This is a genomic window from Tenacibaculum sp. MAR_2009_124, from assembly GCF_900105455.1.
Classification (GTDB): domain Bacteria; phylum Bacteroidota; class Bacteroidia; order Flavobacteriales; family Flavobacteriaceae; genus Polaribacter.
Genome location: NZ_FNSF01000001.1, coordinates 1,041,705 through 1,061,837, shown reverse-complemented (window position 1 = coordinate 1,061,837; position 20,133 = coordinate 1,041,705). Strand labels below are relative to the sequence as shown.

Genomic DNA, 20,133 nt, shown 5'->3' with positions numbered 1-20,133 from the left:
TTGTTGTTTTGGATATAAATAGTATTATTTCAATATTGGATTCAGGTAAGAAAAATAAACGCTCTCCAAGTCGGGCTTATAGATATTAAAATTATTACCAGGATTTTCTTCCGATAGAATTTGAATTTGTGTCTTACCTGATAAAAGCCTTGTAGAAAGAACATGGTAATTTTCCTGATAAATTTCTATTTCGCTTTTTGCTATCGTTTTTACCCAAGTTTTGTTTAATAAGGTCTCTGTCAAATCTATTGGATTTCCTTGAACAACTATTCTTCCTTTATTTAAAATGGCCATTTTATTACATAAATCTCTTACATCTTCAACAAGGTGGGTTGATAATATGATAATGACATTTTCTCCTATTTCACTCAATAAATTCAAGAAACGATTACGTTCTTCAGGATCTAAACCCGCTGTAGGTTCGTCAACAATAATCAATTTTGGAGCACCTAAAAGCGCCTGCGCTATTCCGAAACGTTGACGCATTCCTCCAGAAAAAGTATTTACAGATTTTTTTCTGTGATTGTATAAATTTGTTTGTTCCAAAAGAGCATTCACTTGATCCTTTCTTTCTCCTTTTGAAACAACTCCTTTTAAAACGGCCAAATGATGCAATAAATCTTCTGCATTAACTTTAGGGTACACTCCAAATTCCTGAGGTAAATATCCCAGCTGACTTCTTAAAACTTGTGGGTTTTGTATGCAATCTACTCCGTTAAAAGAAACAGTTCCAGATGTTGGCTCCTGTAAAGTCGCAATCGTTCTCATTAACGATGATTTTCCTGCTCCGTTAGGCCCTAATAATCCAAATAATCCATTATTTAATTCTAAGGAAGCCTTATTTAAAGCATTTACTCCGTTGGCATATTGTTTAGTTATGTTTTTTATAGTTAAGTTATTCATATAATGTTTTTGATATTTTGAAATCGTTATACGAATGTACCCCCGTGTTGCCTTGTTTTATAATTATATTGACCACCTAAATAGTTTTTGATATACTCAATGTTAAATTTATGTTCAACGCGGTTCATACCAATTTTTAGCAAGTACATCCTAAAAAAGACAATGTTTATCAAATTAATTGTTCCCCCTCACTAACATCAGTATTTTTGCGCTATGATCTTAACCTATTTAAAGAAATACAAGGCTTTTGTCATTGTTTTACCTATACATATTTTACTGCTGTATATATTACATACGGTTGGGGTTCTCAATATCCCCAATAATCAGCCTATTGAAGTTTTTGTAATTACTTTTTTTTGGTGGATAGGGCTTTCTTTTCTATTGAACAATTTGTTAAAAATGACAAAAAAGAGAAGAAAGAAGATAGGAATAAAGATTAGCATCTCCATAATATTACTTTTCATAACTCTTTTCATTGATCGTTGGATTAACATACCTGATAACCCAGTAACTATAACACTAATGTTAGTTTTTTGGTTTGTTATCTTTAATTTATTTGCTCCCAAGTTTATCCAGAAGTATAAAAAGATATTGATAGTTTTCTATTCTGGGGTATTAGTAGCTTTTTACTATTATCGTTTTCAGGCAGATCAATATGAACACTATTTAGCCGTTAAAAATGAATGGATTCTACCTATATTAATCGGTTCACTTCCTTTATTAGTCCTATTATGGGGATATGAGCAGTGGAAATTAATAGACACTTTGAAGCAAGAAAAAACACAGGCAGAAATGAGTTTATTAAAATCTCAAATCAATCCGCATTTTTTCTTTAATACATTGAATAATTTATATGCTTTAACCATAAAAAATTCTGACAGGGCTCCCGAAGTAATTTTGAAGTTATCCGATATGATGAGATACACCATTTATGAAGGAGAAAAAGAAAGAGTTCCTATTGAAAGAGAAATTAATTACCTTAAAAATTATATTGAGCTTCATAAAATTAGATATAGAAATAATAACGATATTCAATTCAATATTGATAACACTGAAAATAATGAAATAGCACCTTTACTTTTTATTATTTTGGTTGAAAATGCCTTTAAACATGGTATAGAACGATTAACAACAAACCCTTTTATTCGTATTCAGCTTGTTAGTAATTCAAAAGGTATTTTCTTTTCCATTAAAAATAACTTTGAAGAAGAGAACGATGCTATTGGTGGTATTGGGTTAAAAAACTTGGAACGTAGACTTGCTTTAACGTATCCTGACAAGTACGACTTAAGTATTAAGAAACTTGAAAAAGAATTTGAAGTACAATTAAATATTTACATGCATGATTAATTATATTATTGTAGATGACGAACCATTGGCTCATGAAATTATTGAGGAATTTTGTGGTATGCTTCCTAATCTCTCTTTAAAAACAAATTGCTATAACGCTATAGAAGCCATGGAGTATTTGAAGACTGAAGAAGTTGACTTGATTTTTTTAGATTTAAATATGCCTAAGCTAAAAGGCTTCGACTTTTTAAAAACCCTTTCAAATCCTCCTCAGATTATAGTAACTACCGCTTACAGTGAGTATGCTTTGGACGGTTTTGAGTTAAATGTTCTTGATTACTTATTAAAACCATTTAGTTTTGAACGTTTTATAAAAGCCGTAAATAAAGTATCAGATAATGTTCTACCCCCTAAAACCACGAGTAAAGTAATTGTTGAAAATAAAGAAAGTCATTTCTTTTTTATCAAAGGAGACAAGAAGCATCATCGAATTAATACCAACGATGTTTTATTCGTTGAAGCCTATGGGAATTACAGTAAAATATATACTATTTCCAATGAAGTTATTATTTGTCACGAGAAAATATCTTCTTTTGATGAAATTCTTCCTGAGCCTAATTTTATTAGAGTACACAAATCCTTTATAATATCCTTAGATAAAATAAAAACTATAGAAGGAAATAGAGTGAAGTTAATTGGAGAACACACAGTTCCAATTGGTCAAACATATAAAAATCAGATTACCTTATTGATTCACAATAAAAATTAAAGGCTTTATTTTGAAGATAACTCCTTCTCTAATTGAATAACTTTAGGTTCAAGGATATTATTATCTAAATGAAAATACCTTTGTAAATCCCGTTGAAATTCTTGAAGTTTGGACTGTAGTATTTTACAATGTGCATTTGAAACATTGAGAGCGTTAGAATGTTCTAAAAATTGTAGTATTTCCTTTAATTCTCTTGCAATATCAACCCGTTTATTTTTTAATCTATTCATCAAACTCCTAATCCTATCATCGATTGTAAATCCTTCTTTAGTCGAATTCTTTAAAGTAAGTACAAGTTTACTTATACAAGGAAAAAGGACTTCTTTTTCTTCTTTTAAATGATATAGAGTTAGTTCATTTATTCGAACCAGCATACAATTAAGTTTAGAGATCTCTTCTGTTGATACATCCCTGTTTTTTTTCAACGCTTCGAATAGTCTTAACATATCAGGCAAACTCTTCTTAATATAGGAATGATGCATGTTTTCAATATAAATAATTAAAAAATCTAAAGACCATTTGTTGTAGTCCTCGAACACATCTTTTACGGTAGCAACTTCGGAAAGATCTCTTTTAAGTTCAGCATATATAATATTTAGATTTTTACAAACTTTTTCTATGGCAATATTTCCTTTACAGTAATAATCAATACCATATTTCATAAAAACCTCAGAAGTTTTTATATTTTCCACAACAACACTCGATACCGTTTCTCCCCCTGAAACAACCATAGTAATATCGTTTTAGATAATTAATGTTAATTTAAAAATCACTGTTCTCATCATTTAGATTAAAAAACAAAAATGTAAATAATGACTCTATTAAAAAATGATAAAAATCATAGCTACAAACTTATTAATAAATCATTAATTATGTTAATTTTATAAATAAAAAACACTTGGTTAATTATTCTATATGTATTTGCCTTCTTTTTAAGTTTTATATACTTTTGTCGTATGGAAAAATTAAAACAACGTTGGGGGATTAGTAGTAATTTGGATTTAATTGCCATTTTTATTGTGTTTGCTATTAATGGCTCATTCGCAGCCTGGGTTGCTAAGCCTATAACGGCCTTTATTGGCTTGTCTCCACAAACAATATCACCATGGTTTTATTGGCCATTACGTATTTTGTTAATTTTTCCAATTTATCAAACTACACTGCCTATCGTGGGATGGATCTTTGGACAATTTAAATTCTTTTGGGAATTTGAAAAGAAATTTTTGAGTAGAATAGGATTAGGATTTTTGTTTAAGAAGAGATAAAAAATCAAATTAAAGAATACGATTCGTCAATCATAAAAAACATCCCGATTCAATAATAGAATCGGGATTTTTCTTTTTTATAATACCAGTTGTTCTTGAAATTATAAATGATATCATTTATTTTGATATGGAGTCACGATAAATTAAACTTCCTTGAATACTCCAAGCAAAATCTAACACCACACTACTTTTAAAATAAGGTGCGTTTAAATCGAAATATTGATCTGTAATATAATACTGATAGGAATCTTTGATTGATTTTACATCATACAATCTTGCCTGACCATGACAACTCATACAATTAGTTTCAATTCCTACTCTATTCAACTTTCCTCCTTCATATAATTTTTCACTCAATCTAATCGCTCCTACTTTTTGATAACCTTCACTATAATATTTTCTTATAGAATCATTTCCTCCCGAATTATTTGGGTTTTGACTAGAGGCAGAAACATCAAACGTATCAGCATTGAATCCTGCTTCTAAATACGGATTATATGCATAAATTGATTCCTTTTTAGGCTCTTCCTCCGTTATAGAGTTTGATCCTTCATAATAAGGCTGAGCAGGACTAATCATATTATAAGCTAATGCCATTGAATAATGCTTCGAAGCTCTATCTAATGTAGTTGGCTTTAATTCCGCTATCGTTGAAGAACTAGGACTTTGGGGCGAGTTAGGATTTTCTGACCACCAAAAAGTTTGCCATGTCCATCTTCTATTTTCTCTAGTATTTACGTGCATTCCTACCAGTACGGCGTAATCTCCTTCTTTCGCTTGTCCATTATCAATAACATTAATAATATTGGCTGCTTGTGTTTTGCTTAGTTTAAAATGAATAAAATCATTTATTGAAAACACTTTTTTCTCCTTATCCGTTTCTCCAGTTGTGGTAATTGTAATGTCATTATTCCAATAGTTTGATCCAAAACCATTTTTGATAATAGAGTCCATTGGAACTTGATCATGGTATCCTGGCCATGCAGGTAAAGAATATGTATTGGGACTTAAGGAATCTGTTTTAGTTAATGGATAAAAAACAGGTTTTATCAATACACTTGAAGCTGGAAACGCTGGAATATTAGCTATTTTACCTGGTTCAATCATACTTTTTAAAACTTCAAAAAAGTACAATTCGTTATTGTATATATGTTGTGCAGAAGTAGGATCACATTTAACAAATCCCACAACATCTGAACTTTTTACCTTTAAACCATGCTGGTTCTGATGAGGAATTTCTAAATTCCCTGTATCAAATCTTTCTAAACTTGATAGTCTTAATCCTGTATTAGATGTTTTCGCTCTAAGCGATTTTTGAATATCTTGCGGTGTATACCATGTCTCAAATCTTCTCAATGGCTGACCATTATTTTTCTCATCCGTTTCCTCCGTCAAGGCATTCCAAATATCCCAACCATGCGTTATAATATCTGTATTAGTTTCTAAATTATTGACTATTTTACTTTCTGAGACCCAAGTATTAATCGTTGTTGAATCAGTAGGGAAACTTTGACCTGATACCAATGTATTTGGCATGGGAATAGTGGTAATTCCAAATGTTTGAATTTTTTTCTTTTCTTTTTCCTTCTTTTCGGTTTTACATGCAAATAGCATGAGTGCTATTATCGCATACATACAATAATTTTTCATAATGTAAATATTTGTTCGTTTTTGTTGATTACGTATACTTTGGTATTTATGCCAAAAGACAGTAAAACACCTTTAGTATCAATAAGTTAAAAAAACTTTACCTTACAGCACAGAAAAAGACATAAGAGGCTGAAAATTAGGTATGAGATAGACATTTAAGACCTTAAAAAAATCGTATACATTTTATATCTTATAAATTAGTCAATAATAAATTGGGTGTTTTTTTGATAAACAGGGTGTAGAAAAAGAGAATAACGAAAACGATGTCCGTCTTAATACATAGTAACACTATATAAAATGGTATGCTTAAATTAAAGACGTTCGAAAATTGGAATTGGTAAATCAACTCCTTCTTCTATAAATCTTTTATGAACGGCTTCCTTTAACGCGCATTTTGTTTTAAATTCTAAGAACGGTTCACTAACCCATACATAGGCTCTGATATGAATATGATCGGGATATATATCTATTACTCGAACATCAATTTGATCTATACCTTCTATTACTTGCTCAGGAGTTCTATTATCGATAACCTTAGGTAATTTAACCGCTTCTTCTTGAATAATTCGACGCGTAAGATCAATATCTCCTCTCAAGCCTATTTTAAAATTATTAAAACTTAATACCTGAAAATCTTCAATCGTGTGATTCAAAACAGAATCTGTACTAATAACCGAATTTGGAATAATTAATCGCTTATTTTCGAAGTTGTTAATAACAGTATGTCTTAGTGTTATATCTTCAACAATCCCCACTCTAGCTTCATCTAATTTAATATAATCTCCAACTCTAAAGGGTCTAAATATAACAATGAAAGCCCCTGCTATTAAATTCGAGAGTGCGGCCTGTGCCGCGAAACCGATAATTGCCGCTAAAATCCCAGCCCCAGAGAATATAAATGCTGCCTTACTTCTGAATAATGGAACGGTTATTATAATGTAAACTATACCAAATATTCCTATAAAAAACTTGACAGAATTACGGAAAAATTGAATACTCGTTCTACCATCTCTATCAGTTTTCTTGTGTTTAATTAGAAGAACAATAAAATACCTGATAATTCTTGATACGATCCAAGCGACAAATACAACCACTAAGACATAACCGAGTATACCGAAAAAGGAATCTAAATTAAACTGATATTTTGATAAAAAATCTTTCATTAAATAGAAAGTTGAAATGCTTCAGTTGCATGAATTGTTGTGGTATCAAAAATAGGAATTACAACATCTTCTTGCTTTATTAATAATGGTATTTCTGTACAGCCTAAAATAACACCTTCGGCTCCTTCAGCGTCTACCAATTTCGATATAATATTGAGGTAACTTCTTTTGGAGTTCTCTTTTAAAATGCCATAAGAAAGTTCATCGTAAATAACGTTATGAATAATTTCTCTATCGTCTTCATTAGGCACAATTACATGAATTCCATGACTTTCGAGAATATCAATGTAAAATCTCTTTTCCATTGTATACTTCGTACCTAACAAAATGACCTTCTTAAGTTGTTTTTCTTTTATTTTTTCAGACGTAGCATCGGCAATATGAATTACGGGTATACCCACCTCTTTTCTTATAGCATCAATTGTTAAATGCATTGTATTAGCACAAATTAAAATACATGCAGCTCCTGCTTTTTCTAAACTCATAGCCGCTTCTGCCATAATTTTATCTAAAACATCCCATTTTCCTTCCTGCTGTAGTCTCGAAATTTCACCAAAATCTACAGAGTTGATGATTACTTTAGCAGAATGCTTATTTCCATATTTTTTTGATGCTAAACCATTTAATACTTCATAGTACATAATGGTTGACTGTGGAGTAATTCCCCCAATTAATCCAATTGCGTTCATTTGCTATAATGTTATGCAGAAACATACTAGATCTGCGTCGAACTTATGTAATGCTATTCAAACAATGCTGTTTGACTATCATCGTCTTCTTCAGTATTCTTTTTCTTCTTTTGAAGCGCACGTTCTAAAGCCTTTTTTGCCTTATTTTCTTTTATTTTTGTAAAATCTTTTTCGTCCGTATCCTCTATCTCTAAAGGAAGTCCCTCTTCTTGAATTTCCTCCTCTTCCTGAACTTCAATATCTTCAATTTTCTCGACAGGTTCTTCGTAAGGTAACGAATCTAATAAATTTACTGTTCTAACTTTATCTGTTGTTAATTGATTCCCCAAAGCCTTAATTCCCTTAACTGAAATAAACTCTTCAAAATTAACGTCTATTTTCTCTAAGCTACGTTTTGAAAAAATCACTTCTGCCATTGGTCGGTAATCTGTCGTAATTATCTCTAATTTAGACTTTTCATGATCTGAAATAAATACCTCTTCTTTATCCGTAGATTCAATTAAAAAGCGCTTTACATAATACTTCTCCTTGTTCCCATCAAAATAAATGGCTGAGACAGGTTTTTGAGGTTTCCATTTTTCAAGAACAATCATATCGTTCTCAAAATGCATCGTCAAGTCAGGAATCACTGCTTTAATTTTTCCACTTTGCGTTGCTATTAGTATGCGATCTTCAGCTCTGAATTCACCTAGTAATTCTCCTCTTTCATCAACATTTAAACGTCGAACAGTATCGTCAAACCAAATTTTACGTGGTTTTAAAGTAGATACCCCTGCCGATTTAAATTCAATTTTCTTTATAGCATATTTGGTAACTTGGTTTCCTCTTACGCTACGACTTTTAATTGATAAATCTGCAAAATCGATATCCCATTTCAATTTTTTAATACTACCAACAGCTCTCAATAATATTGTGATTACTTCTGCCTCTCCATTTGGGTTTGCCGAGAAATACAATACTTTAGACCCTTTACTTCCATTGGTAAGATCATACTCTTTATCACGTGTAATACTGGTTACATTAAACCGCTTCATATAACTAGGACCGCGAGCACCATCTTTATAAATCATGTTATAAACCGTCCTTTTATCTTTCTTCTTAAAGATAGCAATATGCATGATTCCTTTCCCTACAAAAGTTTTTGAAGCAACCTTTGTTACAATCATGGTTCCATCTTCTCTAAACACAATAACATCATCAATATCTGCACAGTCGGAAATATATTCGTCTTTTTTCAATGAAGTTCCTATAAAACCTTCCTCTCTATTGACATATAACTTCGCATTTCTCATCACAACCTTCGTTGCTACGATATCATCGAAGATTCTGATTTCAGTTTTTCGTTCTTTTCCTTTACCGTATTTAGCTTTTAAGTTTTTAAAATAATCAATAGCAAACTCTATTAAATTATCTAAATGCTTCTTTACTTCCGCTATTTGTTCTTCTAAACCTTCAATAAATTGTTTCGCTTTATCAATATCGAATTTTGAAATCTTCTTAATTCGTATTTCCGTTAAACGAACAATATCCTCTTCGGTAACTTCTCTTTTTAAATGTTTTGTATGTGGTTTTAATCCTAAATCAATAGCTTCAATTACGCCTTTCCAGGTTTCCACTTCTTCAATATCTCGGTAAATTCTGTTTTCGATAAAAATTCTTTCCAAAGATGAAAAATGCCATTGCTCCTCTAGTTCATTCAATCGAATTTCTAACTCTTGCTTCAACAAATCAACTGTAAAGTTTGTTGATTTCTCTAGCATTTCAGAAACACCTATAAATACAGGCTTATTATTTTCTATAATACAGCACAAGGGTGAAATAGAATTTTCACAATTCGTAAAAGCATATAAAGCGTCAATTGTTTTATCTGGAGAAACATTAGGTGGTAAGTGCACTAATATCTCAACCTTTGCAGCCGTATTATCTTCAATACGTTTAATTTTAATCTTCCCTTTATCATTTGCTTTTAAAATACTATCGATTAAAGTAGTTGTAGTCGTGGCAAAAGGAATTTCTGTGATAACAAGTGTCTTTTTGTCTAGCTGTGATATTTTAGCTCTCACTCTTACTTTTCCTCCCCTTTTACCATCACTGTAATTTGTAAAATCAGCAACACCTCCAGTTAAAAAATCTGGAACAATAGTAAAACTTCGCCCTTTTAAATATTTTATGGATGCATCAATTAATTCATTGAAATTATGAGGTAAGATTTTAGTAGATAATCCAACGGCAATACCTTCTGCTCCTTGCGCCAATAACAATGGGAATTTTACAGGAAGGTTTACAGGCTCTTTTTTTCTACCATCATACGATTGTTGCCATTCCGTTGTTTTTGGGTTAAAAACAACTTCTAAAGCGAACTTAGATAAACGTGCTTCAATATAACGTGACGCTGCTGCCCTATCACCAGTTAAAATATTACCCCAGTTACCTTGCATATCAATCAATAACTCCTTTTGCCCTAATTGAACCATGGCATCGGCAATAGAAGCATCTCCATGCGGGTGATACTGCATTGTGTGTCCAACAATATTAGCCACCTTATTATAACGACCATCATCCAAATCTTTCATAGAATGCATAATACGTCGTTGCACTGGCTTAAAACCATCTTCTATTGAAGGAACAGCACGCTCCAAAATCACATAAGAAGCATAATCTAAAAACCATTCCTTGTACATTCCTGTTACTTTGGTAATAGTTTCTGTATTTTCTGCTGGTGAATTTACGTCTTCTTCGTGTTCGTTATTGTTAGTGTCTTCGCTCATAAAAAAAGCTCCGTTTATTTAGGTTAGGGAATTATTGTTGGTTTTATATCAGATAATTTACGCATTAGGCTCCTTCATCAAGTAAATCAAGTTCTACTTTTAGGTTACTAATGATAAACTTCTGTCTATCTGGTGTGTTTTTCCCCATGTAAAACTCTAACATCTGCTCAATCGACATATCTTTATCTAACATTACTGGGTCCAAACGAATATCGTCTCCAATAAAATGGACGAATTCATCTGGAGAAATCTCACCTAGTCCCTTAAATCGGGTAATCTCAGGATTTCCTCTTAATTTTTTTATCGCGGTTTGTTTTTCTTCTTCAGAATAACAATAAAACGTTTCCTTTTTGTTCCTAACTCTAAAAAGTGGCGTTTCTAAAATATACAAATGTCCTTCTTTTATTATTTCAGGAAAAAACTGTAAAAAGAAGGTAATTAATAGCAATCGAATATGCATTCCATCAACATCGGCATCCGTTGCAATTACCACATTATTATATCGCAACCCTTCCATTCCATCTTCAATATTTAATGCTGCTTGTAAAAGGTTGAATTCTTCATTTTCGTATACAATCTTCTTTGACAAACCATATGAGTTTAATGGTTTCCCTTTTAAACTAAATACAGCCTGAGTATTTACATTTCTAGATTTCGTTATCGAACCACTGGCCGAATCTCCCTCCGTAATAAATAAAGTAGTATCTAAGTACCCTTCTCTTTTTATATCCGCGAAATGAATACGGCAATCTCGTAATTTTTTATTGTGTAAACTCGCTTTTTTTGCTCTGTCTCTTGCTAATTTTCTAATTCCTGAAAGCTCTTTTCTTTCTTTTTCAGCTTGAAGTATTTTCTTTTGAAGTTGTTCGGCAACATCAGAATTTCTGTGAAGATAATTGTCTAACTTATTTTTAACAAAATCGTTTATATACGTACGAACAGTGGGAAGCTCTCCTCCCATTTCTGTAGACCCAAGTTTCGTTTTAGTTTGACTTTCAAAAACAGGTTCCATTACTTTAATAGAAATAGCTCCTATAATAGATTTTCTTACATCTGAGGCATCAAAATTCTTACCGTAATATTCTCGTACTGTTTTTACAACAGCTTCTCTAAACGCTGCTAAGTGCGTACCACCTTGCGAAGTGTTTTGACCGTTTACAAAAGAGTAATATTCTTCAGAATACTGTGTTTTACTATGTGTTATGGCTACTTCAATATCTTCACCTCTCAAATGAATTATAGGATATAACATGTCTGCTACATTGTTATTATCCTCTAATAAATCCTTTAAACCATTCTCTGAATAAAACTTTTCTCCATTAAAAACAATGGTTAATCCGGGATTTAGATATACATAGTTTTTTAATAATTTAATGATATACTCCGGACGGTATTTATAGTTCTTAAAAATACTTTCGTCCGCTATAAACGTAACCTTTGTACCTCTTCTTCTTGATGTTTCATCTAGAAGATCTTGATTCATTAAGGTTCCTTTTTCAAACTCAGCTGACGCCGATTTTCCATCTCTTGTTGACTCTACTCGGAAAAATTCAGATAAGGCATTCACGGCTTTGGTACCTACTCCATTTAAACCAACAGATTTTTTAAAGGCTTTGGAATCGTACTTTCCTCCTGTATTCATTTTCGAAACTACATCAACAACCTTCCCTAAAGGAATTCCACGACCATAATCTCTCACAATTACTTTATTTCCTTGCACAGAAACTTCAATAGTTTTACCACCTCCCATGACGAATTCATCAATAGAGTTGTCTAAAACCTCTTTTACAAGAATATAAATACCGTCATCAGGAGAAGAACCATCCCCCAATTTCCCAATATACATACCTGGTCGCATTCTAATATGTTCCTTCCAATCCAGTGATCGTATATTATCCTCGGTATATTTTGTTTCTTGAGCCATAAATAAGTTGAAATTCGTGAATGAACCGCTAATATACTATTTACGTTATTTTTTTACCAATGCAATTGCATAAAGTAATTAACAAACAAACGCCAATGTTGTTGAAAAACATTGGCGTCAGGCAATTATAACCGTTTTTTTTTAGTCTTAAGAAGAATATGAATTTTTCAATTCATAAAAACTTGCCTTAAGAAGTGAAGATTATAACTCTAAAAATATTTTTTCGTTCCATAAACGATATTTGTACTATTTATCTTTGAAAACATTATTCGTACCAATAAGAAAGAGTTACAACAATGAATCCATCAGGCTCAACTAAACTATCTGATAGCGTTAACGTTGTACTAGTTGTTCCATCGAAATAACCATCACGCCCATCAAAGCGATATGTTCCTTCAGGTACTCCTAAAATAACATCTCTTGGTTCTCCTTGTCTGTATTCTGAGTAATAATTTCTATTAGTTGTTACATTTGTTGCTCCATACCCATCAATTGCATCAGATGTAACAGGTGCTCCTGTTCTATAATCAACCAATTCTATACGTATATTATAAACTTTAGGAGCTGCCTTTAAACTTTCAATTTCCGTTTGAAGTTGCTTCGAATAGTTAAGAATTGTATTGAAATTACTTCTTAAAGACCGATTTAATTGATAGGCAACATTGGCATTGTTATTTTCAATGGCTTTAACCAATGCTATCGCATTCGTATTCGCTTGAAATCTTGCTCCTTGAACTTCTTGTATTAGATCTTCAGTAGTATTGGTATCGATGTTATTGTTTATTGATTCAGCATTAAACACATGATTTAAAACAACACCTGATAAACCATTAATTGTTATTAACTCATGGGAAACCTGTGTTAAGAAAGCTTGAGTATTAGCCGTTGTCGTTCCGTCAACGAAATACATTATCACTAGTGTTTTTAAGGCTGTTTTGGCTCGGTTGGCACTAGTTTCTATCTGTTGAGTTGCAGTGATCATTCCGTCTAGCTCACTATCAACAGATTGTTGTGAGAATACTTGGAGGTTTAAAAGTAAACCTATTACAAGCATCATTAAAGTTTGAGTAGTTTTTTTCATTGGTATCTATTTTTTGGTTAAACTGACGTAAATCTCTTCATTTTCAGAAAAAAACAGTTTACTTTATGTTTAAAATAGCGTTATGAAAATTTTAAGTATTGTAGAATATAGAAATAGATAATTCGCATATGAACAGTTCTTTTTACATTCTACTTCGTTTAAAAAAAACCTTAGCTAAAACTATGTTTTATTTTAAATCATTCAGTGAGATTTAAAAGTATTACGGCACAAGTTTCAAGATTTGAAACTTTTTACATTACATATATCGTTAGTTTACTATATAAGTCCAAAATCTTTAGTAATAGCGATCAATTGTGTTGGATTGCTAGCATTGAAGTTTTCTTTCAAAATTTTCAGTCTTTTTTCAACAGAACTGATACTCGAAGGTTTCATCTTCCTTTCTTTAAAATCGATACTAATTTCTCTTTGATCTTTTCCTTCAGCCAAGTGCTTTAATAAAGAAACATCGTATTCAGTAATTTCAAAAGTTTCTATTGTTCTTAAAGAATGTGCCAATTTGGGTGTGATAAAAAAATCGTTCCCATAAACCGAATTAATAGCCCTTTTTAATTCTTTCTGTCCATGAATAGACTTCCAAACATAGGCATTCACCATTAGTTCTTTGCAAAGGTGCTGAATTCTATAAGGCTTATCTTCAATAGAAAAGACAATTGTTTTAAGGTTTGGCTGTAATTCTTTCGCTTTTTCAATCAATTCCTCTCCTGTAGTTAAGTTCTGAGGACTGTAGTTATCTACAAATGATAAATCGCTAATTAACAAATCATAAGGTTCTTCATTTAACCAAGCTTTTTTCAGTTTTAAATAAGCTTCATCACAATATTGAGCATATTCAATTTGAGGTATTTGAAAGCTTTCTAAGGCTATTTTTATTCCACTAGACATATAGTCAGTATCCTCGGCGATAAGTACTTTTTGAAACATAATTACTTTTTTATTTGAAACTTCGCATGAAAGCCTTTATCGGCTTCTGAATCAAATGTAATAGAACCATTTATAGATTTAATACGGGTTTCCATATTTTGGAGCCCATTTTTTATTTTTATTGAATCTACCCCCACTCCATTATCTTTAAATGAAGTATGAATCATGTCCTTTTCTTCCCAAAAATTAATAACTACCAAACTAGCATTGCTATACTTTTTCATATTAATTAATAACTCTTGAAAAACACGATAAACTACTATTTGTGCCTCCTTAGACAACTTATTTAATTGGATATCTGAAATTCCCTTGCTAATGATTCGGCATTGGTTCGTTGAAAATTCAGACAACAATTGTTTAAAAAAAGTTTCAAATTTATTCCCTGTTAACACTGGACTATTTTCATGTGAAATATTTCTGGTTTGCATATAAATCTTTTCTAAGTGATTTAACACAGTTCCATCAGAATTTTCATTTTGTTGCACTTTATTCATCACCAAAAAGATATCATTTGCCAATTCATCATGTATTTTCTTGGCTAATCGGGTTTCCGTTTTATAAACTTCAATAATTTTTTCTTTTTTCGTTTGCTCTCTCTTATAAAAGAAATACACCACAAAACCTACGAGAACAAAACAAACAGCAAAAATCCATTTTTGTTTCTGAAGTTTAGTTTTAGACAAATTATTTTCTGCTACAATTCGCTTATTGACTTCGTCTTTATAATTATAGATAGTCGTAGCGAATTCGTTTTTCTCTTTTTGAATACTGTCTAAAATATTGGATTTTTCAATACTTAATTCTCGAGCTCTTGATTCTGGCTCGAGAGATAGAATTCTATCTATAGTTAAAATCTGAGAACTTGTCATATTATGCTCTAATACCAAATCATGTGCTAAATAGGCATGCTCCCGTGCATTTTCAATATCTCCTTTTTCTTGATAATATTCCGACAGGTAAAGATAATTAGTTAATGAACTACCTCGAGGCAGAGCCATCGAGGTATCAAAACAATCGGAGTTGATCAGAATGTAGCTTCTCATAATCTGAATTACCTTGATTTTGAAGATACTTTTTTATCACTTCCTCATTTGCATATTGACCTACTGTATTAACATAATAACCGCTTGTCCAAAATTTTCCTCCCCATAAAAACCTTTTAATTTCTGGATGAAGTCTAAATATTTCTTTCGCCGTTATACTTTTTACTGCTCCAATAATCTTTTTTGGAGAATTCATAGGAACACTTTGAATCAAGAAATGAACATGGTTACCATCAATCCCTATTTCCAAAAACTGAATATCATATCGTAACTCTAGTTTCAAACATAAATCTTTAAATGTCTTTGAAATATCCGAAGTAAAAACTGTTCTTCTATATTTTACTGGACATACAAAATGATATAAAATCAAACTTTTATTATGACTCTTATAAATATGTTCGCTCATAATTACAAAAGTACATATCTTTACGCTACACCCGAGGCAGAGCCTCGGGGAATTCTATCGATTAAACCATTAATGTCTCCTATCTGTCTTTTGATACTCTGCCCCTCCAAAAAATCTGATTCTTGAACTCCATCTTTATCTAGTAATTTAGAATAGGCATGATTATCCAAAACTTTAGCTTTTATATAATCAGAAATACTATCAAAATATTGACTAGATTTAATGTTATTATATATACTATTCGCTTTAACGTACTTTTCCAGATAAATAAAGTTAAAAGCAATATTACTTTTGTATCCAATAATACTTATAGAGTCTGAAGCTATCTCTAGAACTTTATTATAACACCTGACAGCTTCTTGATAATGGCCTGTACTATTCGCATTAATTCCAAGCGTATTGTACAAAGAAACTGTTATTTTATATTTGTTTTTATTGGTCCCCAAGAGCCTGAGAGCTTGTATTGCTGTAGAGTCACTTTTTGTAAAAAACTCCTTTAAAGATTCTATCCTTGCCAAACTAAACATCCTCTGGACTGTTTTTAAAGTATCTTGTAATTCTAAACACAAGTCTTTTGACTTTGATATGTACTTATAAGCGCTATCCGGTTGATTTATTTTATTAAAATAATAGCCTATAGAATAGTATCGGTTCTCTAATATTTTTTCATCCTCATCTTCTTGAAGTTCCTTTTTTAATTCTTCAATTTTTTGATTATAGTTAATTTTCTTTCGTTTCTGTCCATATACATTAGCATACAAAACAAAAAAGAAAAGAAGGACCACTTTCATTTGTTTCATACCCCTAAAATATTAAATTCTGTAAGCTTTAAAAAATCTATTTGCCGAATTTACACTTTAACAATACATATATTCTTATTTGGTAAATCCAAGGAAAATTAAAGAATGGGGTGAAACTTCTCGATGGAACCTTATAAAAAACGAAAAAAGGATTAGACAACAATCTAATCCTTTTTCCATTATATATTAAGTAATCTTTAAATGATATACTAATTACCTGTTTGATCATTCGAATCTTTGGGATTTGGATCAGGCTCCGGATCAGTATCATGACCATTTCCTCCTGTAGTACCGCCTGTACTCATTTCTTCTACTTCAATTTGCTGCGGTTGGCTTAACATTTCGTCTGATGAATTTGTACATGCCGTAAATAAACCACCTACTAATACTATTGCTATAAAACTTAATTTTCTCATTTTTCCTACATTTAAAATTTTGCATAAAATTGCCTGCTGAGTAATAACCAAACTCAGTTTAGGGTGCTCGAAAGCAGTTGTTTTTAAGAGGCGCGCGACTCTTTTATATGGGAAGAAAAGATTATTCTGAATGGTAGTTTAGACTTCCCCTCTAAATAACATTAGAGTAATCTTTTTGTATGAAAAACTAAAAGTAACTTCTCTTAGTATTCGTTGTCAAAACTAGAATTCTTACTAAGTTTTATATGGAAAATTCATAGAAAAGAAATGGAAAAGATTTTCCATTTTTTACGGGTTTCCTTTAAATTAATATGAATCACATTATTACATTTGATTAACCAATAAATAAAAACCTACTGATGACACGAGAATTATTAGAAAAACTTTACTCGAGGCTTAAAAGTGAACCCCAAAATCATAGAAAAAACAAAACTGGATGCTTTGATTTCTTTGAAGAAAAGGTGTTAACCAAAGAAATTTTTCATAGATACAAGCACATTAGTGTTTCTGCTAAAACCATGAAAAATTATTATGAAAAACATGTTGAAGGAAGAAACAATAAATCAAAAGAGCCAAGTACAGAATTAAAGGATTGTATTGCTGAATACCTCGGTTACCTAAACTACCTTCACTTTTGCAATAGTATTACTAAAAACTCCCAAACTACCAAAAAATGGTCTTTAGGAAGTTTTAAAAAAAAAACACATCCACTTAATAACGTTATCTTCCATTCTGTTGATGGTTTGCTTTCTGTCGCCAGATAATATTATTACTTACTACCAATACAGAGAAATTAAAAATAATAAGCAGTACACCAATACTACTGTAGTTTTAATGAATATTAACATATTTAAAAAAATTGAAACTGAAAATTATCCAATCGCCTCTGAAAACAGTACAAAACTTCCTACTAGCAGTATTACTCCTGTAAATAAAGAATTAAAACCTTTTCAAAATAGTAAGTTTTTATATACCACTTACTCACATCAATACAATACTATAGACTAATACCATTTGTAATTTCAAACATCACTGGTATAAGTAGATCACTATATAAAAAACATATCTCTTACCTCAATTCAAATTTACTTAAGAATTGAGGTTTTTTTCACCACATCGAAATACAACACTCTATCATTTTACTTTTTCACTTACTCATATAGCCTGTTCACTCATTTCAGATTTTAAAGGTTGATGTCTCGCCATATGTTTGATGTATATTCAACTTAAAAGCTACAGATATGAAAGAAAAATTTTCGATTTCGATTACATCACCATGTCAAGAAGATTTTAAAAATTTTCAACCCACCGAAAAAGGTGGATTTTGCGCAGCGTGTAAAAAAGAAGTGATTGATTTCACCAATATGTCGTCAAAAGAAATACTGAATTACTTTAAACAAAATAACTCGAACAAAACATGTGGTAAATTTAAAAACAACCAATTAGAAGTACTTTACTCACAGCCTCCTCAATTAAAAAAAAACACTTTCTTTCATGGTTTAGCAATGATGCTATTGTCTTTGTTTATTCCTCAACAAATAATGGCTCAAAAGAATACACCCAAAATTGAGCTAAGAAAAAATCATGAACAACCTATAAAAATCAGTCAACCGGAAAGTTTTAAAATTAAAGGAACGATAAAAGATGAAACAGGAGTATTGCCTGGAGTTACCATTTTGTTAAAAGGAACGACTGTAGGTGCAGAAACCGATTTTGACGGTAATTTTAAGTTTCCGCAACCTTTGAAAGAAGGAGATGTATTGATTTTTAACTTCATTGGATTGAAAACGGAAGAAATTGTTATTACACGAAAAAATAAAACCATCAATTTAGTTATGGAAAATGATGCCATACTTGGTGAAGTTATATTAACTGGGGAAGTTGCCATTAAAAGGACATTTACAAAAAAGAAATCTATAAAATAATCTTTTTAGTAAGCCAAGCTCTGTCTAAAAAGGAACTATATATGCTTATGAAAACTTTTACCTTTATACTACTGATTATAGCGGCAAACATGCATGCTCAAATTTCAGATTTCAAACACATTAACTATACAAGAGCAGACAATATTGCAGAATTGTATAAAGGTGAAAGCTTGAAAAACATTCAATTATTAACCTACAATCTTACTCATTCTTTAAAAAATGATGCAGAGAAGTTCCGTGCCATCTATAAATGGATTTGTTCAAACATAAAAGGAGATTATTATTTGTCCAAGCGAATTATTTCTAAGAATAAGAAATTAAAAGACCGTCCTGTTGCATCAAGACAATGGCAAATTTCAATGTTACCCAAAATGTTCAAAAAACTCAGAAATCAAAAGAAAACTATGTGCACTGGTTATGCCTATTTATTACAATATATGTGTAAAATTGCAAGTATTGAATGCAAAATAATACATGGTTATTCCCGCACTCCAACAACCAATATGCATACGCTCGATTTAATAAACCATTCTTGGAATGCGGTAAAATTAAATGATAAGTGGTACTTATGCGATCCCACATGGTCCAGTGGTTATATAAATGAATTATACGAATTCATCAGTGATTATAATAATGGCTATTTTTTGACAGAACCTAAATTGTTTTCTAAAAATCACTATCCAATAAATAAAAAATGGCTCCTGTATTCTAATAATTCTACATCCCAATTTTTAGAATCTCCTGTCGTATATAATGAGACTTTTAAACATGATGTTTTTCCTATATCTCCTGCTAAATTAGAAATCAAAACTTTCACAAAACAGCCAACTACATTCTTATTCACCTGTTCAGATAAACAAAAGAACAGTTTTAAACTAGTAATTGAAAAAGGAAGTTTTATCGATATTATATCCCCAAAAATTAACTACAACAAAAAGAAAAATGAAATTGCACTGCTCCATTATTTTAGAACTAAAGGGACTTTTAAGCTGCATGTTTTGATTAATAACGATATTATTTCAACCTTTTATATATCAACAAAATAACGCTATTCTATTTACCAACACGCTTTTATTTATATTTGTTGAAAATCAAAAAT

At 31.1% G+C, this 20,133-nt stretch carries 20 protein-coding genes; 7 read left to right on the top strand and 13 right to left on the bottom strand.

The window, feature by feature from the left end; all coding sequences use genetic code 11:
- Positions 1 to 24 precede the first annotated feature (24 nt).
- Positions 25 to 903, bottom strand: coding sequence for an ABC transporter ATP-binding protein (locus BLW23_RS03880; protein ID WP_093667911.1), 879 nt, complete (start codon positions 901 to 903; stop codon positions 25 to 27).
- A gap of 399 nt (positions 904 to 1,302) precedes the next feature.
- On the opposite strand from BLW23_RS03880, the gene BLW23_RS03875 reads away from it, so the two are divergent.
- The gene (locus BLW23_RS03875) at positions 1,303 to 2,253 is read left to right on the top strand and encodes a sensor histidine kinase (RefSeq protein ID WP_255362727.1); all 951 of its coding nucleotides are present in this window, start codon (positions 1,303 to 1,305) and stop codon (positions 2,251 to 2,253) included.
- Entirely contained in the window at positions 2,246 to 2,962 is a 717-nt protein-coding gene (locus BLW23_RS03870) for a LytR/AlgR family response regulator transcription factor (RefSeq protein ID WP_093667910.1), read from the top strand. Before BLW23_RS03875 ends, BLW23_RS03870 begins: the two co-directional genes overlap by 8 nt.
- A gap of 5 nt (positions 2,963 to 2,967) precedes the next feature.
- Here the strand turns inward: BLW23_RS03870 and BLW23_RS03865 are convergent, their stop codons facing one another.
- Positions 2,968 to 3,693: a DUF542 domain-containing protein gene (locus BLW23_RS03865; RefSeq protein WP_093667909.1), complete on the bottom strand. Its 726-nt coding sequence runs from the start codon at positions 3,691 to 3,693 to the stop codon at positions 2,968 to 2,970.
- A gap of 225 nt (positions 3,694 to 3,918) precedes the next feature.
- Between BLW23_RS03865 and BLW23_RS03860 the strand changes: the two genes are divergently transcribed.
- On the top strand, positions 3,919 to 4,227 hold the full coding sequence (locus tag BLW23_RS03860) for a DUF6787 family protein (protein WP_093667908.1): 309 nt from the start codon (positions 3,919 to 3,921) through the stop codon (positions 4,225 to 4,227).
- Between the two features lie 117 nt (positions 4,228 to 4,344).
- Here the strand turns inward: BLW23_RS03860 and BLW23_RS03855 are convergent, their stop codons facing one another.
- The 11 genes from BLW23_RS03855 to BLW23_RS03805 all read right to left on the bottom strand — a co-directional run bounded on the left by BLW23_RS03855 (position 4,345) and on the right by BLW23_RS03805 (position 17,109).
- Entirely contained in the window at positions 4,345 to 5,877 is a 1,533-nt protein-coding gene (locus BLW23_RS03855) for a hypothetical protein (RefSeq protein WP_143032105.1), read from the bottom strand.
- Between the two features lie 311 nt (positions 5,878 to 6,188).
- On the bottom strand, positions 6,189 to 7,040 hold the full coding sequence (locus BLW23_RS03850; RefSeq protein WP_093667906.1) for a mechanosensitive ion channel family protein: 852 nt from the start codon (positions 7,038 to 7,040) through the stop codon (positions 6,189 to 6,191).
- Positions 7,040 to 7,729 (bottom strand): aspartate/glutamate racemase family protein, encoded by a 690-nt coding sequence (locus BLW23_RS03845; protein ID WP_093667905.1) that lies wholly within the window; start codon positions 7,727 to 7,729, stop codon positions 7,040 to 7,042. The genes BLW23_RS03850 and BLW23_RS03845 overlap by 1 nt, the downstream gene beginning before the upstream one ends.
- Before the next feature lie 53 nt (positions 7,730 to 7,782).
- Positions 7,783 to 10,497: a DNA gyrase/topoisomerase IV subunit A gene (locus BLW23_RS03840; protein ID WP_093667904.1), complete on the bottom strand. Its 2,715-nt coding sequence runs from the start codon at positions 10,495 to 10,497 to the stop codon at positions 7,783 to 7,785.
- A gap of 64 nt (positions 10,498 to 10,561) precedes the next feature.
- Positions 10,562 to 12,421: a DNA topoisomerase IV subunit B gene (locus BLW23_RS03835; RefSeq protein ID WP_093667903.1), complete on the bottom strand. Its 1,860-nt coding sequence runs from the start codon at positions 12,419 to 12,421 to the stop codon at positions 10,562 to 10,564.
- 265 nt (positions 12,422 to 12,686) lie between these two features.
- Positions 12,687 to 13,502 carry a hypothetical protein gene (locus tag BLW23_RS03830; protein ID WP_093667902.1) on the bottom strand — a complete coding sequence of 272 codons (816 nt, stop codon included), beginning with the start codon at positions 13,500 to 13,502 and terminating at the stop codon, positions 12,687 to 12,689.
- A gap of 276 nt (positions 13,503 to 13,778) precedes the next feature.
- Complete coding sequence (locus BLW23_RS03825; RefSeq protein ID WP_093667901.1) at positions 13,779 to 14,444, bottom strand: DNA-binding response regulator; 666 nt, start codon at positions 14,442 to 14,444, stop codon at positions 13,779 to 13,781.
- Between the two features lie 2 nt (positions 14,445 to 14,446).
- Entirely contained in the window at positions 14,447 to 15,487 is a 1,041-nt protein-coding gene (locus BLW23_RS03820; protein WP_143032104.1) for a sensor histidine kinase, read from the bottom strand.
- Entirely contained in the window at positions 15,450 to 15,893 is a 444-nt protein-coding gene (tnpA, locus tag BLW23_RS03815) for an IS200/IS605 family transposase (protein WP_093667899.1), read from the bottom strand. The genes BLW23_RS03820 and tnpA overlap by 38 nt, the downstream gene beginning before the upstream one ends.
- 20 nt (positions 15,894 to 15,913) lie before the next feature.
- On the bottom strand, positions 15,914 to 16,693 hold the full coding sequence (locus tag BLW23_RS03810) for a tetratricopeptide repeat protein (RefSeq protein WP_093667898.1): 780 nt from the start codon (positions 16,691 to 16,693) through the stop codon (positions 15,914 to 15,916).
- A gap of 209 nt (positions 16,694 to 16,902) precedes the next feature.
- On the bottom strand, positions 16,903 to 17,109 hold the full coding sequence (locus BLW23_RS03805; protein WP_143032103.1) for a hypothetical protein: 207 nt from the start codon (positions 17,107 to 17,109) through the stop codon (positions 16,903 to 16,905).
- Positions 17,110 to 17,468: 359 nt separating this feature from the next.
- Between BLW23_RS03805 and BLW23_RS03800 the strand changes: the two genes are divergently transcribed.
- The 4 genes from BLW23_RS03800 to BLW23_RS03790 all read left to right on the top strand — a co-directional run bounded on the left by BLW23_RS03800 (position 17,469) and on the right by BLW23_RS03790 (position 20,080).
- On the top strand, positions 17,469 to 17,873 hold the full coding sequence (locus tag BLW23_RS03800) for a hypothetical protein (RefSeq protein WP_093667896.1): 405 nt from the start codon (positions 17,469 to 17,471) through the stop codon (positions 17,871 to 17,873).
- A gap of 70 nt (positions 17,874 to 17,943) precedes the next feature.
- Positions 17,944 to 18,117, top strand: a complete 174-nt coding sequence (locus tag BLW23_RS23115; RefSeq protein ID WP_176829746.1) for a hypothetical protein — start codon at positions 17,944 to 17,946, stop codon at positions 18,115 to 18,117.
- 233 nt (positions 18,118 to 18,350) lie between these two features.
- Positions 18,351 to 19,034 (top strand): carboxypeptidase-like regulatory domain-containing protein, encoded by a 684-nt coding sequence (locus tag BLW23_RS03795; RefSeq protein ID WP_093667895.1) that lies wholly within the window; start codon positions 18,351 to 18,353, stop codon positions 19,032 to 19,034.
- 47 nt (positions 19,035 to 19,081) lie between these two features.
- Positions 19,082 to 20,080, top strand: a complete 999-nt coding sequence (locus tag BLW23_RS03790) for a transglutaminase domain-containing protein (RefSeq protein WP_176829745.1) — start codon at positions 19,082 to 19,084, stop codon at positions 20,078 to 20,080.
- The last annotated feature ends 53 nt before the right edge of the window (positions 20,081 to 20,133 follow it).